The 16,214-nt window shown below is 41.4% G+C and carries 13 protein-coding genes; all 13 read right to left on the reverse strand.

The features are described from left to right. Positions 1-36: 36 nt before the first annotated feature. Positions 37-462 carry an ATP-binding cassette domain-containing protein gene (locus IGI54_RS07740; protein WP_430620375.1) on the reverse strand — a complete coding sequence of 142 codons (426 nt, stop codon included), beginning with the start codon at positions 460-462 and terminating at the stop codon, positions 37-39. A gap of 65 nt (positions 463-527) precedes the next feature. Further along, on the reverse strand, positions 528-932 hold the full coding sequence (locus tag IGI54_RS07745) for a GNAT family N-acetyltransferase (protein ID WP_379945639.1): 405 nt from the start codon (positions 930-932) through the stop codon (positions 528-530). A 267-nt stretch (positions 933-1,199) separates the two neighbouring features. Then, a complete protein-coding gene (gene ribF / locus IGI54_RS07750) occupies positions 1,200-2,141 on the reverse strand; it encodes a riboflavin biosynthesis protein RibF (RefSeq protein ID WP_430620376.1) in 942 nt (313 codons plus the stop codon). A gap of 3 nt (positions 2,142-2,144) precedes the next feature. Beyond that, positions 2,145-3,068 (reverse strand): tRNA pseudouridine(55) synthase TruB, encoded by a 924-nt coding sequence (gene truB / locus IGI54_RS07755; protein WP_430620377.1) that lies wholly within the window; start codon positions 3,066-3,068, stop codon positions 2,145-2,147. Between the two features lie 163 nt (positions 3,069-3,231). Then, positions 3,232-5,307, reverse strand: a complete 2,076-nt coding sequence (locus tag IGI54_RS07760) for a cation:proton antiporter (RefSeq protein WP_071863428.1) — start codon at positions 5,305-5,307, stop codon at positions 3,232-3,234. A 4-nt stretch (positions 5,308-5,311) separates the two neighbouring features. Continuing rightward, positions 5,312-5,602, reverse strand: coding sequence for a hypothetical protein (locus IGI54_RS07765; RefSeq protein WP_071863429.1), 291 nt, complete (start codon positions 5,600-5,602; stop codon positions 5,312-5,314). Between the two features lie 404 nt (positions 5,603-6,006). Continuing rightward, positions 6,007-6,354: a 30S ribosome-binding factor RbfA gene (gene rbfA, locus IGI54_RS07770; RefSeq protein ID WP_071861026.1), complete on the reverse strand. Its 348-nt coding sequence runs from the start codon at positions 6,352-6,354 to the stop codon at positions 6,007-6,009. Between the two features lie 92 nt (positions 6,355-6,446). Beyond that, positions 6,447-9,161, reverse strand: coding sequence for a translation initiation factor IF-2 (infB, locus tag IGI54_RS07775; protein WP_430620378.1), 2,715 nt, complete (start codon positions 9,159-9,161; stop codon positions 6,447-6,449). Positions 9,162-9,173: 12 nt separating this feature from the next. Next, a complete protein-coding gene (locus IGI54_RS07780; RefSeq protein ID WP_430620379.1) occupies positions 9,174-9,476 on the reverse strand; it encodes a L7Ae/L30e/S12e/Gadd45 family ribosomal protein in 303 nt (100 codons plus the stop codon). After that, positions 9,469-9,765: an RNase P modulator RnpM gene (rnpM, locus tag IGI54_RS07785; RefSeq protein ID WP_071861045.1), complete on the reverse strand. Its 297-nt coding sequence runs from the start codon at positions 9,763-9,765 to the stop codon at positions 9,469-9,471. Before rnpM ends, IGI54_RS07780 begins: the two co-directional genes overlap by 8 nt. Positions 9,766-9,783: 18 nt before the next feature. Continuing rightward, positions 9,784-10,971: a transcription termination factor NusA gene (nusA, locus tag IGI54_RS07790; RefSeq protein ID WP_430620380.1), complete on the reverse strand. Its 1,188-nt coding sequence runs from the start codon at positions 10,969-10,971 to the stop codon at positions 9,784-9,786. A gap of 210 nt (positions 10,972-11,181) precedes the next feature. Continuing rightward, positions 11,182-11,655, reverse strand: a complete 474-nt coding sequence (rimP, locus tag IGI54_RS07795; RefSeq protein WP_071861022.1) for a ribosome maturation factor RimP — start codon at positions 11,653-11,655, stop codon at positions 11,182-11,184. A gap of 166 nt (positions 11,656-11,821) precedes the next feature. Next, positions 11,822-16,165, reverse strand: coding sequence for a PolC-type DNA polymerase III (locus IGI54_RS07800; protein ID WP_071861021.1), 4,344 nt, complete (start codon positions 16,163-16,165; stop codon positions 11,822-11,824). Positions 16,166-16,214 lie beyond the last annotated feature (49 nt).

The raw sequence follows: 16,214 nt of genomic DNA on the forward strand, positions 1-16,214 counted from the left end.
GATAATTTTAGGATTAGGGATCAGGGCCAGAACAATCTATAATTTTTGCTTCTCGCCACCAGAAAGCTTCTCAACGAATTGTGTTTGAAACTTATCTAGCTTGAACATTTTTAGTAATTCATGATAATCTCTTGGGTCTTTGTATAGACAGGTAATTTCTCGACACAGTTCTTCGACTCGAATATTATTTTGATAACTCGAGGATTGCAGTTGAACACCTACTTTTTCAAAAATTTCTCGCCGATGCTTTCGCGGATCTAAGCCAAAGATGGTTGCCGCTCCTTGATCTGGGCGCTTGATGCCTAAAAGTGTTTCGATCGTGGTTGTTTTACCGGCGCCATTGGGTCCCAACAAACCAAAAACTTCGCCTTGATTGATCGCAAAAGAAACTTGGTTGACAATTTTTCGACCACCAATTTCTTTTGTTAGCCGATCAGTTTTGATGGCTGGATTCATAATCATCTCTCCCTTCTCTTATTAACAGAATAGTGTCTCCTGTTAAGGGAGAGTCAATCAAGCACCTAAAATTATTTTTTATTGGGCTGCACGATAAAGATTGTTCCTTCTTTTTGATAGCCTTGTTTTTCATAATAAGGATCAACATCGCTCATAACATAAACCGTCTGTTCAGGGAAATCATGGCAGACCTGTTCCATCAAATACCGCCCATAACTCTTTCCGCGATAAGTTGCATCGACTAACAAGTCATAGATATACACACCAAAGCCATCATCCTCTCGGCAACGGGCATAGCCACAAATTTTTTCATTTTCAAAAAGCAAATAAGTCAGCGATGTTTGTAGTGCTTGTAAATAATTTCTTTTCCCAGTGCCACTAGTGTAGCCGCCCCAGTCAGCTTCCTTTTCCATCATCATAAATAACTCTTTGGCATCTTCAACTTGATAGCGTCGAATATTCCATAACTGCTCCATATTTGTCACTCCCTTTTCTTTAATGATAGCAAACAAGTAGCATCCAAGACACCGCTTTTCCTCTGACAATCATTTACCATTATCGGAAATTTCGCTAAGAAAGGCTTTCACGAACTCCCTCAGCTTTTGTTTATTGCCGATAAAACTAGTTCGTGAAGCCGGACATGAATATACCCGCAGTAAAGTGATTTGTTCATGTAAAAAATTTATACTTTCACCGTCAAAAAAACCAGTGAAAGAATGATCTTCCACTGGTTTACTGAAATACTATTTAAAATAATCTCTCGTTGCTTGTTCGTCAATTTCTAACTGCTTCACTAAGCCGTCAACTGATTCAAAGGCAACTTGTCCCCGCAGCATATGATACCAACACACTTTGACCTTTTCACCATAAATTTCTTGATCGAAATCTAAAATATTGATCTCAACCGTCAGCATGCGATTCGGGCCAAAAGTATCGTTATGGCCAATCGAGCCCATTGCTGGATACCACTGGTCGCCTACTTTAATTTGATTGACGTAGACGCCTTCTTTTGGCAAATTCATATCCTCCGGTACTTGGATATTGGCGGTGGGATAGCCCAATGTTCTGCCGCGCGCTTCCCCATGAATCACTGTGCCGCTGACTTCATAGATGTAGCCTAATAAATGGTTTGCTTCTTCTAAGCGCCCTTCAGATAAGAGCCGACGAATCCGGGAAGAGCTGATTTTTTCTTCTTCATTTTTTTCGGTTTTTTTCGCCACTGTAACGACTTCAAAACGGTCTTTCGCATATTTGGGCAAATACTTGGCATCCGCTGATTGATCCTTGCCAAAATTATAATCAAAACCAGACACCGCAACTTTCCCATGCAGTCCAACGATATATTGATCGACAAACGTTTGTGGGTCCAAGGCCGCAAAGGCTGAAGTAAAAGCCACCTCATACAAAAGATCAACGCCCAGTTTTGCCATCCGTTCTTCTTTTTGTTTTAGCGTCGATAAATATTTGATTGGTGTGCTTTGAACCTTTTGAAAGACTACCGCTGGATGCTGATTGAAGGTCATCACTGCTAATTTCAAATTTTTTTCCTGCGCAATTTTTTTGCCAGTATTGATGACTTCCTGATGCCCGCGGTGAACACCATCAAAAAAACCTAAAACTAATACGCAGTCTCCTGCTGGAATTTCTGCTGGTTGATAAGGATGACGTAATTTTACAATTTCCATCTGTTATACCTCGTTTCGAATCACTTTACTAGGCTTCAAAAGCCCTTTTTTTTCGGGATGCTGTGCATACAGACTGACTAATTGATCTTGATAGAAAAAAGCTAACAAACCAGGTACATTTTCTTTCAAACCAAAATTTTTCAGCGGCATCAACTGCCCGTTTTTTACTTTTTGCCAATCGGCATTACTCAAATCGATCCGGGGAAATGCACTCATTGCTTCTTCAATGGGACGCAACGCCTGTTCGATTTGACCTTTTTCCATTAGCTCACTAACTTGTGCCAGTGTCACCGCTTGACCGACTGTAAAACCACCACTTGCCAGTCGGGTCAAATCAGACATATGAGCCGGATAACCTAGCTTTGCACCAAGATCTACCGCTAACGTGCGGACGTAGGTTCCTTTGCCGCAAGCTACGCGGAAACGCCAGCTTTGAGTCTGTGTCGCTTCGTGAAAAACTGGCGCTGTAATACGCTCAAAGCTCTCAATCTCCGCTTGCCGTTTTGGCCGCTCCACCGACTCGCCCGCGCGAGCATATTCATATAAGCGCTTGCCGTTTACTTTAACAGCAGAATACATCGGTGGTACTTGAACGATCGTTCCGATAAAAGTTGCCATCATTTGATCGATTTCAGCTTCTGTCAAAGGTATTGCTACGGGTTTCTGATCTACTACCTCACCACTTGCATCTTCTGTAGTTGTCGAAAAACCAAGGGTGATCTCGCCTTCATAGATTTTTCCGTTATCTTGCAGATATTCGATTACCTTCGTACCTTTACCGATGCAGATTGGTAAGACACCATCCACATCTGGATCTAAAGTGCCGCCGTGCCCGACTTTTTTAGTCTGCAGAATTTTTCTTAATTTAAAGACGCAGTCATGACTGGTCATGCCTCGCTCTTTCCATAACGGTAAAATACCGTCCATTGCTTGTCCCTCATTTCAATTTTTACTCAACGTTGCCATTATATCACAGCTACTAAAAGAATTGGTACGTTGGCTCACCTGATAAAAACGGAAACCGTTTGATCTATTTCTCCAAAAATTTAGTCGATAAAAAAACCACCGTCAAATCTGACGATGGTCTGGATCAATCTTTTAATTTCTTTTTCTTCTTGCGTTGACGGTTGATCACAAAGCGAATGCTCGGATCAGCAGGCTGTTGCATCGCATAAGATTCTAATTGATTCACTTGATGACGATAATTATTAGCCGCGTAATTTGAAATATCGCCGTTCACTTCGAACTCATCAATCTTTTTCCGTTCTAAATAATAGCCACGCACCAATTCTTTAGTGTACAAGGGATCTTGCTGAATTAGATACGTTCCAAACAACCCATGACCACTCACTTGGCGCATTAAATTTTTCCGTTCATCGACAAAGAAATCAATCAATTCTTCATCGTAAACGTCTCGCAAGTTTTCTAAACTATCTAAGATTGCTTCACTGTTACGCATGAAGATTTTTCTAAGAGAAGTGATATCTTCATTGTCCACCGTTTCACGGCGTTTTTCGCGACGCTGCCAGAACATTTTAGGATGCATAATCACACGAATGATCCGACGAACAAAGATCAACCAGAAGCTCAATAAAGAAAGCATCTGTTTAGTAACTGATTCAGAGACATTTGAGATGAACCGGGAGTATAACCGATAGGCGCCAGAATCGATTTGATGGCGGCGGAAACTTTCATCTAAACCGTCTCGTTCTACTGAAATAATCAACGCTTGAATTTCTTGGAATTCCTGCTGAGCACTTTCCGGCATGGAGTTATTAAAGACTAACTGAATTCGATTCTGATAATTTGCGATCACCGCTTGCAAGGCAAACCGTTCTTTTTCGCTGAGGTCCTGATTTTCAATATCATCATACAATTCACTAATAACTTCACGGAAAATCAACATGGACTTAGGATCAGTGGGCGGAACAACTTCGCCGTCTGACAGCAGCGGCAGCACGATCATTCCTACTACGAGGGTTAAAAAAGTGACACAGGCGGTAATAAATAATAGTAAGGACCGCTCAGGAAAATCCATGCCATTGATCGTCGTTGGCAAAATGAAAATCGTCGCGATACTGACTGTCCCTTTGACCCCACCAAACGTTAATAATAAACGATCTCTTAATTGCGCATGGCTTTTTTTCCAACCTTGTGTCAGTAAATAAAAAGCACTCACGAAGAGAAAACGTAGAACAAACAGCAACAATGTCAAAAGCAACACGATTGAGAAAAGGTGCATGTTCGAATAATTGCGACTATTCCAAATTGGCGAAAAGACTTGTGTCAATTCGATTCCTAGGAAAATAAAGACTAATCCATTCAACGTGAAACTAATCGTACTCCAAGAGCTTTCTGTCACATTTGATAGCTGAGCGTCAAATAGGGTTACACGGCGAAAGCCGGTGGCTTGCAGGACACCGGTAACAACAGCGGCGATGATCCCAGAAGCATGGAAGACTTCGGCGATGAAATAAGCGGCAAAGGGGAGAATCAATTCAATCAATAAATACGCGGAAACATCTTGTGCCGAGATTCGTTCAATGATCTTGATTGCTTCATTCTTGATCCAGACAACTACAAACCCCACCACTGCGCCAATAATACTTGACGTAAGTAACGAGATCGAGGCATCTGCCGCAGAAAACTGACCTGTTAATAAAGCTGCTACTGCAAATTGGAACGCGGTAACGCCCGTCGCGTCATTAATCAACCCTTCGCCTTCCAATACGTGCATCACTGATTCCGGGATATTTAAGCGCTTGGCCAACGAACTAACTGCTACCGCATCGGTTGGTCCAAGAGAGGCCCCAAAAGCTAAACAAGCCGCGATTGGAATCGCCGGCAAGATACTGTGCAACACATAGCCCAATCCAAAAATCGTGAACAAAACCCCGCCAAATGCTAAGAGCAAGATCAAACCAAAGTGTTTCAATATAGACGGAATATCGGCAGTCTCACCCTCACGAAACAATAGCGGTGCGATAATCATCACCAGAAAAACTTCTGGTTCAAAATTAATTGAGCTGCCGACCTCAGTCAACCCGAGAATAATTCCGGTAATAATTTGAATCATAAAAATCGGAAACGATGGAAAAACTTTTGCTAAAACATTGGATAAGGTAATGGCAATGGCTAAAATGATAATAATCTCAATTAAGCCCATTCAATCACCTCTTAGAACAAGTATCTTTCGCTTTACAAAATAATTTTAAAAATTCGCGTTTCTTCACAATAATTCGATCTTCTAATTCAGAAAGCTCTTCTGGATCATCATCTAAAGAAAGCTGCGCTCTTTTGGTCTCCATCCGCAATAATTCATGCTTCATGCGTTCCAATTTACGCGCGGTTAAAACATTTACTCGTTTAATTTTTTGTTTAACGGCTTTTCTTTCTTCCGGGCTCAAGTTTTCAAATTCTTTATGGAGAGCCTTCATCCGTTCTTCAAATTCAGTCGTCATTTCGACCTTGCCTCCTTGAAAAATATCCAGCAAAAGGATTACTTACAAACATCAATACTCTAACAGGATTTAGCAAATAATGCAATTGACTCAAAGCAATAGGAAAATATATAGGCCAAACTTTATATTTGTCTTTATAAACCTATTTTTGTTGAACGATTCAACAATCTATACTCGACCAGATTATACTGAAAAAAGCAGAACTCGCAGCTACTTCTTTTCAACGTATTTATTTTTTGAAATCCACGAAAAATTCATTTTATCTCCGCCACGCGTACGATCGGACTATCCGATTTGATTATTAATAGTTATAGCCGATTACCTGATTTCTACGCAATATCAAACTGGGAAAAGTCCGACTCGCAAAAAGAACCTGAGGCTGTCTGCTTCAGGTTCTAAGGGAGTTATTCTTTATTTAAATCACGGATCATTTGATCAATCTTAGAACCGTATTCGACTGATTCGTCTAATTCAAAAAACAATTCGGGCGTCTTGTAAATCGACAACGCTTGTCCTAGTTCACGACGAACTAAACCAGTTGCTTTGTTCAAGCCCTCTTGCGCTTTTTGTTTATCAGAAGCTTTATCAGATAATAGGCTGTAATAAATCGTCGCTTGCTGCAAGTCACCAGTCACGTGAACATCAGTAATATTCACATCTTGGACTCGTGGGTCGCGAACTTTCTTACGTAAGATGTCATTGACTTCTTTTAAGATTTCTTGTGCTAGACGACGATCGCGATAATTTGGCATAACGATGGCCTCCTGTCTTTACTTATAAATTCGGTATCACCATAGCTTAGGGCATGTGGTAAAACATGCCCTAAGCTACCTCGCTGAACCGATTATTTTTGTTTAATTTCTTGCATAACGAAGGCTTCAATCACATCGTCAACCTTCATGTCGTTGAAGTTTTCAATCATAGCTCCACATTCAAAGCCCATTTTAACTTCTTTCACATCATCTTTGAAACGTTTCAAGCTGGCAAGTTTGCCTTCGTAGATAACGATACCGTCACGGATAATCCGTACGCCGCTATCTCGTTGGATAACGCCTTCGTTAACGTAACAACCAGCGATTGTTCCAACTTTAGAAACTTTATATGTTTCACGAACAGTCATTTGACCGGTAATGATTTCTTCGTATTCAGGATCAAGCATACCCTTCATCGCTGTTTCAATTTCTTCGATGGCTTTGTAAATGATCCGGTGCAAGCGAATGTCCACTTCTTCAGCAGAAGCTTGTTGTTTGGCTTGCGGTGTAGGACGAACATTGAACCCGATAATAATCGCGTTACTTGCAGCGGCTAAGGTGACATCACTCTCGTTGATTGCACCAACAGCTGAATGGACGATCTTCACACGAACGCCTTCCACATCGATTTTTTGCAATGATGCAGCTAATGCTTCTGCCGAACCTTGAACGTCTGCCTTAATAATAACATTGACTTCTTTCAATTCGCCTTCTTTAAGCGATTCAAACAAGTTGTCTAAAGTGACCCGTGCATTTGAGTTGCGGTGTTCCAACAACGCACGTTTCGCACGTTCTTCACCAGCAGCCCGGGCTGTTTTTTCATCATCGAAGGTTGCGAAGCGATCCCCCGCTTGCGGTACATCATTCAAACCAGTAATTTCAACTGGAGTTGCTGGGCCAGCCGTTTTTTCACGACGACCAATATCATTCGTCATGACACGAACACGACCATAAGTATTTCCGACAACGATTGGATCGCCGACTTTCATCGTTCCTTGTTGAACTAACAACGTTGCAACTGGTCCTTTGCCTTTATCAAGACGTGCTTCGATGACTGTACCAATCCCATGTTGTGTTGGATCAGCCTTCAAGTCTTCCACTTCAGCGACTAAAAGAATCATTTCTAATAGTTCCTCAATGTTTTGGTTGAATTTCGCTGAAATTTCAACAAAGATCGTATCGCCGCCCCATGATTCAGGGATTAATTCGTATTCACTTAATTCTTGCATCACGTGTTGTGGGTTTGCGCCTGGCTTATCGATTTTATTCACCGCTACGATGATCGGCACTTTCGCCGCTTTCGCATGATTGATTGCTTCGATTGTTTGCGGCATTACACCGTCATCGGCTGCGACAACTAAGATCGTGATATCGGTGATACTTGCACCACGGGCCCGCATACTTGTGAAGGCCGCATGTCCTGGAGTATCTAGGAACGTAATTGGTTTGCCGTTGATATCGATTTGGTAAGCACCGATATGCTGCGTAATCCCACCGGCTTCTCCACTTGTTACACGCGAATGACGTAAAGTATCAAGCAACGTCGTTTTCCCATGATCGACGTGTCCCATGATAGTAACAACTGGTGGACGGGAAACTAAATTGTCTTCGTTCACTTCTTCGGTATCGAAGAAACGGTCGATATCAGCAATATCGATTTGAACTTTTTCTTCTGCTTCCATGCCATAATCCGTTGCTAACAATTCAATCGTATCTTGATCTAATGGTTGGTTTTGGTTGACCATAACGCCCATCATAAATAATTTTTTGATGATTTCAGCTGGTTCGCGGTGGATCTTTTTAGCAATATCCGCCACATTCATGCCAACCGTGTATTCCAATACTTCAGGCAACTCACGGAATTTACGTGGTGGTACAGCAGGCTTGTTGCTTTGTTGCTGTTTACCTTTTTTGCCTTTTTTATTGAAACGGTTCTTATTACGGTTTTGGTTACCGCCGAAGCTATTGCCGCGGTTTTGGTTACCGTAATTATTATTTTTGTTGCGGTTTTGATTGCCGCCTTGTCCTTGTCCGCCGCCGCTTTGGTTTGAACGTTGACCTTGCGTGTTGCTGTTCGAACGTTGTGTATTTGAAGCATTTTGCGCTGGACGTTGACCTTGGTTTTGATTTGGACGTTGTGAATTATTTGTATTACCTTGTGGACGTTGTTGTCCTTGATTAGTACGTTGCGCATTGTTTGTGTTGCCTTGCGGACGTTGTTGTCCTTGGTTAGTACGTTGCGCATTGTTTGTGTTACCTTGCGGACGTTGTTGTCCTTGGTTAGTACGTTGCGCATTGTTTGTGTTACCTTGTGGACGTTGTTGTCCTTGGTTAGTACGTTGCGCATTGTTTGTGTTACCTTGTGGACGTTGTTGTCCTTGGTTGGTACGTTGTGCATTGTTTGTGTTACTTTGTGGGCGTTGTTGTCCTTGGTTGGTACGTTGTGCATTGTTTGTGTTACTTTGTGGACGTTGTTGTCCTTGGTTCGAACGGTTTGCGTTCGCTGAGTTGTTCTGCTTATTAGTTTGTGTCAAGTCTTTATTTCCTTTTCTATTCTGGAAATTTGGGTTGTTCTTAGAGCTCTTTCCATGGAATTTTGGTTTTTCGTGCTGGTTAGCTGATGGTTTTGCTTGAGTATTTGCTTGCGATTTGTTAGTAAAAGCCTGCTTTAATTTTGTTTCATCGTCTCCGGACAATGAACCCATATGATTTTTTACATCAATTCCTAAAGCATTTGCTTTCTCTACAACATCCTTACTTGATTGATTCACTTCTTTGGCAAATTCGTATACTCTTTTTTTTCCCATGCAATCACCTTCCTAACCTTTTATTAACGCCATGATTTTGTTAGCGAAGCCTTGGTCTAAAATCCCGATCACTTTTCGAGGTTTGCCAATCGCGCCTAAAATTTCTCCTTGAGTAAATTCGACAAAACATGTCGTTTGATAATACTTGCTTTTATCGGATACTTTTTTCTGAGTGTTCTCACTCGCATCCGTTGTGACGATCACGAGCTTCACTTTATTTCTGCGAATCTCGTTGATTGTCAGGTCTTCTCCTGTAATCAGTTTGCCTGCACGCATTGCAAGGCCTAACATGTTCAAGGCCTTTTCTCTATTCATCGCCAAAGAGCTCTTTTCTGGCTTTTTGGTGCTTCACATAATCGAGTAGTTCTTGATAAAATTCATCACTTAAGTCCGTTCCAAGATTGCGATCTAAGATTTTCTTTTTCCAAGCTTCTTCAACTTCCGCCGGCTCTAACGCGATATAAGCACCTCGCCCAGGCTTCTTACCTGAAGGATCAATGGAAACTTCGCCTTCTTTTGACTTAGCGATCCGAATTAATTCTTTTTTAGGGAACATTTCACCGGAAACGACCGATTTGCGCAAAGGAATTTTTCTTTTTTTCATTTGCTGTCCTCCCATAAATTACTCTTCCTCTTGATCGAAAGCAACGTTTTCGATGTCGTCTGCTGTCATATCAGGAGTAATTTCATCTAAATTTTCTTCTGTTGCTTCAACTGTTGTTTCTTCGCTTTCTACCTCTTCGACTTCTGCTTCATCATAATTGGCGTAAAATTCTTCCATGTCTGATTCAGATTTGATGTCGATTTTGTGAGCCGTTAATTTGGCTGCTAAACGAGCATTTTGACCACGTTTACCAATCGCTAATGACAATTGATAATCAGGTACGACTACCGTACAAACTTTTGGATTGTCAATGTCAAAGATGACATCTTCAACTTGAGCAGGGTTCAAAGAGTTTGCGATAAAGACTGCTGGGTCTTCATTCCACTCAACGATGTCCATGTTTTCGCCTTTTAATTCATTGACGATGGCTTGGACCCGTTGGCCTTTTGGTCCGACACAAGTGCCGACTGGATCAATGTTAGGGTCCGTTGAACGTACCGCAACTTTTGCTCGATCCCCAGCTTCTCTAGCGATGCTGACAATTTCCACAATGCCATCATAGACTTCAGGAATTTCTTGTTCGAATAAACGACGCAATAAATCTGGATGACTGCGGCTTACAAAAACTTGTGGGCCTTTTGAAGTGTTTTCAACGCGAGAGACGTAAACCTTGATTCGATCGTGAGGTTGATAATGTTCATTAGGCATTTGATCTTGCTTCGAAAGAACCGCTTCGATCTTACCTAAGTTCACATAAATATAGCGATTATCTTGACGTTCAACAACACCTTGCATGATATCTTTTTCATAAGCACTGTATTCGTTATAGATAATGCTACGTTCGGCTTCACGGACACGTTGCAAGATTACTTGTTTCGCTGTTTGTGCTGCGATCCGACCGAAATCTTTTGGTGTCACTTCAAAACGAATCGTATCACCGATTTCATAAGCTGGATTGATTTCCATCGCTTCTTTCAGTGACACTTCTAGTTGTGAATCCATAACTTCTTCGGTTACTTCTTTCACAGCGTAGACATGGATATCACCTTTCTTTTCGTTGAATTCAACTTCAACATTTTGTGATTGTCCATAATGACGTTTATAGGCAGAAACTAGCGCCGCCTCTAACGCGTCGATGACGATTTCTTTTGAAATACCTTTTTCTGCTTCGAGAGTATCCAACGCATTCAGCATTTCTTTACTCATTTTTTCTTTCCTCCTAGTTCATATTAACGAATCTATTTTCTAAAGAAAATAGGTTTGATTTTCACCACGTATATCATCCAACTACACAACTCGTATAATTTTTGGGGATTAAACTTAATCCATTTCTTACTAGACAAAACTGCGAAAAGTTGGACTGACATCCTAGTTCATATTAACGAGTCTATTTTCTAAAGAAAATAGGTTTGATTTTTAAAACTCAATCGCAAAACGGGCTTTGGCGATATTTTTACGCTCGAAAACCATCTCTTTAGTCCGTGTTTTGATTTTCACTGTCAATGTTAATTCATCGTCAGTCAGTTCTTTTAAAAAGCCTTGGTATTGCTTTTCGCCATCAATATTTTGATAAAGCGAGATATTGATGTATTGACCAATTGCTTTTTGATAGTCCTCTTCTTTTTTCAATGGACGTTCCGCTCCAGGAGAAGAAACCTCTAAGAAATAAGCTTGGGGAATTGGATCAGGGTCGATCGCATCCAACTTATCGCTAAGTTTTTCACTCACAAAGGCACACTCTTCAATATCAATGCCGCCTTCTTTATCGATATACACTCTTAAAAACCAACTTTTTCCTTCTTTGACGAATTCCACTTCAACTAATTCAAAGTTTTGTTCATCTAAGATTGGCATTACTAGATCAGTCACTGTTTCGACTACACTGCTCAAACTGTCAGCCTCCTTTTATCCATTAAAAAGAGTGAGCGAAAAATCCGCTCACTCACCATCAGTCTTTGATTACATTGTTATAGTAGCATAATTTTATTGAAAATTCAACCGTGTCATTTTCACAGCGGAATTTTCTTTCATTTAAAGCTTGAATTTATCTTTTTCTTTACATATCAAACAATGAAAGTTGGTTTTCATCAGGTAAATCTTTCAAAACGCCATGAGTATCCATATATTCAATCAGCGTCTTGGAAACTTTCCCCCGCGAAGCCAAATCTTCTTTTGATAAAAAGATTCCGTCTTTTCGTGCTTCAACGATTTGTTTCGCCACGTTCAAACCAAGTCCAGGTACAGCTCGGAAAGGTGCAATCAAGGTATCCCCATCAATCACAAAATCTTGCGCGTCAGACTTATACAAATCGATCATGCCAAAGTGAAAGTCACGTTCCAGCATCTCATTGCATAATTCCAACACCGTCAATTGATTTTTTTCTTTGGTAGAAGCATCCATTCCTTTATCAGTGATAGCTTTCATCGCTGCTTTGACTGCGTCTTTGCCTTTCGCCATTGCGACTAAATCAAAGTCATCCGCCCGTACAGAAAAATACGCACAGTAATAAAGAATTGGGAAATACACTTTAAAATACGCCACCCGCAAAGCCATCAACACATACGCTGCCGCATGGGCTTTCGGGAACATATATTTGATCTTAGAACAAGAATCAATGTACCAATCTGGCACATTATTTTCTTTCATAGCCGTCAGATAGGTCTCGCGTAATTCGTCATCAATTTTATTCCATTGACCTTTACGTACGGTCTCCATGATTTTGAAGGCCATTCCACTATCAAGTCCCGCATGGATCAAATAAACCATGATGTCATCCCGACAACCAATTACTTCTGCTAAGTTGGCTTCACCACGACTAATTAATTCTTCCGCGTTGCCTAGCCAAACATCGGTTCCGTGAGACAGACCAGAGATTTGCAGCAATTCCGCAAAGGTCGTTGGACCGGTTTCTTCTAGCATCCCCCGCACAAAGCGCGTTCCAAATTCAGGAATCCCTAAGGTTCCAGTCTTCGAATAAATTTGATCCGACTCAACTCCTAGCACTTGCGGACCAGCAAAAATTTTCATCACTTCCGGATCATCGGTAGGGATCGTTTTAGGATCGACCCCTGATAATTCTTGCAACATTCGAATCACAGTTGGATCATCGTGTCCCAGAATATCTAGCTTTAACACATTGTCATGGATCGAGTGGAAATCAAAGTGAGTCGTTTTCCACTCAGCATTTTGATCATCGGCTGGAAATTGGATCGGTGTGAAATCATAAACATCCATATAATCGGGAATAACGATGATCCCGCCTGGATGCTGTCCGGTCGTTCGTTTAACCCCAGTTGCACCTTTTGCTAGACGATCGACTTCGGCATTTCGAAAATGCAAATTATGATCACGTTCATAACCCTTAACGAAACCATAGGCTGTCTTATCCGCGACCGTACCGATCGTACCGGCGCGATAGACATATTCTTCCCCAAATAAGACCTTGGTATAGTTATGCGCTTCTGCTTGATAATCGCCCGAGAAGTTCAGATCGATATCGGGAACCTTATCTCCATGGAAGCCTAAGAAGGTTTCAAACGGAATATCGTGACCGTCTTTATTTAGTCGAGCGCCACATTTGGGACAAGCTTTTTCTGGCATATCAAAACCTGACCCATAGGAACCGTCCTCGAAAAATTCTGAGTATTGACACTCTGGACAATAATAATGAGGCGGCAATGGATTAACCTCAGTGATCCCCGTCATCGTCGCAACGAAACTGGACCCCACTGACCCCCGTGAACCAACTAAATAACCATCGGCGTTACTCTTATGCACCAGTTTTTGTGCAATCAAATAAATCACAGAGAACCCATTTCCGATGATCGAAGTCAATTCCTTCTCCAACCGCTTCTCGATAATATCAGGCAGTGGATCACCATACAATTCCCGCGCGCGATTATAACTTAAATCTTTGATTTCTTCCTCAGAACCAGGGATCTTTGGCGTATACAAATCATCTTTGACCGGAATAATTTCTTCGCAAGTGTCCACAATCGTATTTGGTCCGTCAACAACAACTTCTTTGGCCAATTCAGGACCTAAGAAACTAAAGGCCTGTAACATTTCATCGGTCGTCCGGAAATGAACATCCGGTAAGCTGTGACGGTTCAATGGATTCGCCCCACCCATCGAGCTGATCAAAATCTTGCGATAAATTGCGTCTTCTTTATTCAAATAGTGAACATCGCCAGTTGCGACGACTGTTTTGTTCAACTCTTTTCCAATTTGGATCAGATTCCGTAAGATGTCTTCCAAGTCTGCTTCGTTTTTCACTAGCTCTTGTTCGATTAGTGGCGCATAGACCGCTTTAGGCATGACTTCGATATAGTCATAAAAGGCTGCCCGATTCTTGGCTTCTTCCACCCCTTTTTGCATCATCGCTTCAAAGATTTCACCTTGTGAACAAGCGGAGCCGACTAATAAATTTTCTCGCAGTTTATTTAATTGCGAGCGAGGAATCCGCGGTACCCGTTCAAAGTAATTGATATTTGACATAGAGATCAATTTAAATAAATCCTTCAAGCCCGCTTGATTTTTTGCCAAGATTGTTGCATGGAAAGGTCGTGCTCGTTTATAAGAATCGCCTTCGCCAACATGATCGTTCAATTGATCATGATAATTCATCTCATGTTTTTCAATGGCTTCTTTGACAAACAGCCAACCTAAATGCCCCGTTGCTTCCGCATCGTAAACCGCCCGGTGATGCTGCTCCAAGTTAATCCCAAATTTTTTCGTCAACACACCTAACCCAAAACGTTTAAATTCAGGATATAAAAAACGAGCTAATTCCAATGTATCAATCACTGGATTGGGTGTTTCCGGCATATTGTGACGAACATAAGTCGTATTGATAAAGCCAATATCGAAGGTCGCATTATGAGCGACAAGGATCGAATCTTCACAGAATTTTTCAAACAATTCCATGACTTCTTTTTCTGGTTTTGAACCACGAACCATTTCATCTGTAATCCCCGTTAAATTAATCGTCGTTTCTGACAAAGGATGTCCGGGATCAATAAATTCTTCGAAAGTCTCGATGACATTTCCTTTATGCATCTTCACTGCCGCTAATTCGATGATCGTATCATAAACCGCCGACAAGCCGGTGGTTTCCACGTCAAATACAACATAAGTCGCGTCCGTCAGGGCCACATGGGCATCATTATAGGCAATTGGCACACCGTCTGACACCACATTGGCTTCCACGCCATATAAAATTTTCACGCCGGCTTTTTTCCCAGCCGCGTGAGCTTCAGGAAATGATTGGGCACCGCCATGATCGGTGATCGCAATTGCTTTATGGCCCCATTTTCCAGCTTGTGCAACTAAGTCACTGGCGTTGTTGATAGCATCCATCGTACTCATGTTAGTATGCAAATGCAATTCAGAACGTTTTTCTTTAGCTGTATCTTTCCGTTCGGGATGTCTTACCTCTTGGATATCTTGTGCATTCATGACCAAGTCGCGCATAAAGGTATCTTCTTGTACACTTCCCCGCACACGGATCCAGCTTTTATTTTCGATCGCATCAAAAATAGCCTCGTCCTTTTCGCCATTAGAAAACTTTTTCACGACAAAAGAAGACGTGTAGTCGGTCATTTTGATAATTAAGATTTTCCGTTTAGAACGTAGCTCTCGGACTTCCTTATCAAAAATAAAGCCTTCAATCGTGATGCGTCGTTCCTCTTCAATAATGTTCCCCATCGGTGTGATCGCTTCATCAGCGGGAATGTTTCGTCCCATCTGGATTGGACCATCAAAATGAGCGGCGCTTTCCTTCTTCTCTTTTTTCTTCGATTCGTACTGAGCGATGCTGGCAGCCGCTTGTTCTTGCATTGCCTGTGCCTGTTCTTGTTTGCGAACTTCAAACTCTTGCAGTTTTTTATCTGCTTGTTCCTTGTCCACTTCAGGATCAATACGTAAATGAGGAAAACCGAAGGAAACAAGATTTTCTTCGATTAAAGGTAGATACTGCTGTTTCAAGACCGGAATCACCGAATCATTGTCGATTAATAAAACGATTCGATTTCCTTGGATCACTGGCAAAGGTTTGCTTAACACTTGCTTAACTAACGGCGTATCACAATCCTGTTCGCTTAAAGCGAGCTGCCAATAATTCTGCAAAGTTTCTTCCGCAAACTGATTGTCTTCTGGAATAATATGTAATTTCACTTGCGCAATGGATTGGAAAGCAAGCAATAACTTTTGGTGGAACGCATAAAATAATTTTGCAGGAAGAATTTCCGGTGTTTGGATAAAAAATTCCCAGACCCGTGATTTTTCATGAACAACAACTTCCTTGATCTCTGATGCTTGGATCATAGGATGTTGCTGTTCTTCATCTGCCAATTCAATTTGTCGTAATAAATTTTCGAATAACTCACGATTTTTAGACAAATGGACATCTCCTTCACTTTTTCAAGTATGTTTCAGTATAACTGTTTTC

Source organism: Enterococcus sp. DIV0800, assembly GCF_050559735.1.
Classification (GTDB): domain Bacteria; phylum Bacillota; class Bacilli; order Lactobacillales; family Enterococcaceae; genus Enterococcus_A; species Enterococcus_A devriesei.

What these genes read in the sequence shown, in the direction of transcription:
- truB (WP_430620377.1), bottom strand. Translation starts at nt 3,068, where the DNA reads ATGGACGGTATTTTACCGTTATGGAAAGAGCGAGGCATGACCAGTCAT.
- IGI54_RS07760 (WP_071863428.1), bottom strand. Translation starts at nt 5,307, where the DNA reads ATGGGCTTAATTGAGATTATTATCATTTTAGCCATTGCCATTACCTTA.
- IGI54_RS07740 (WP_430620375.1), bottom strand. Translation starts at nt 462, where the DNA reads ATGATTATGAATCCAGCCATCAAAACTGATCGGCTAACAAAAGAAATT.
- rnpM (WP_071861045.1), bottom strand. Translation starts at nt 9,765, where the DNA reads ATGAAAAAAAGAAAAATTCCTTTGCGCAAATCGGTCGTTTCCGGTGAA.
- rbfA (WP_071861026.1), bottom strand. Translation starts at nt 6,354, where the DNA reads ATGCCAAATTATCGCGATCGTCGTCTAGCACAAGAAATCTTAAAAGAA.
- IGI54_RS07780 (WP_430620379.1), bottom strand. Translation starts at nt 9,476, where the DNA reads ATGAATAGAGAAAAGGCCTTGAACATGTTAGGCCTTGCAATGCGTGCA.
- IGI54_RS07765 (WP_071863429.1), bottom strand. Translation starts at nt 5,602, where the DNA reads ATGACGACTGAATTTGAAGAACGGATGAAGGCTCTCCATAAAGAATTT.
- infB (WP_430620378.1), bottom strand. Translation starts at nt 9,161, where the DNA reads ATGGGAAAAAAAAGAGTATACGAATTTGCCAAAGAAGTGAATCAATCA.
- nusA (WP_430620380.1), bottom strand. Translation starts at nt 10,971, where the DNA reads ATGAGTAAAGAAATGCTGAATGCGTTGGATACTCTCGAAGCAGAAAAA.
- ribF (WP_430620376.1), bottom strand. Translation starts at nt 2,141, where the DNA reads ATGGAAATTGTAAAATTACGTCATCCTTATCAACCAGCAGAAATTCCA.
- IGI54_RS07745 (WP_379945639.1), bottom strand. Translation starts at nt 932, where the DNA reads ATGGAGCAGTTATGGAATATTCGACGCTATCAAGTTGAAGATGCCAAA.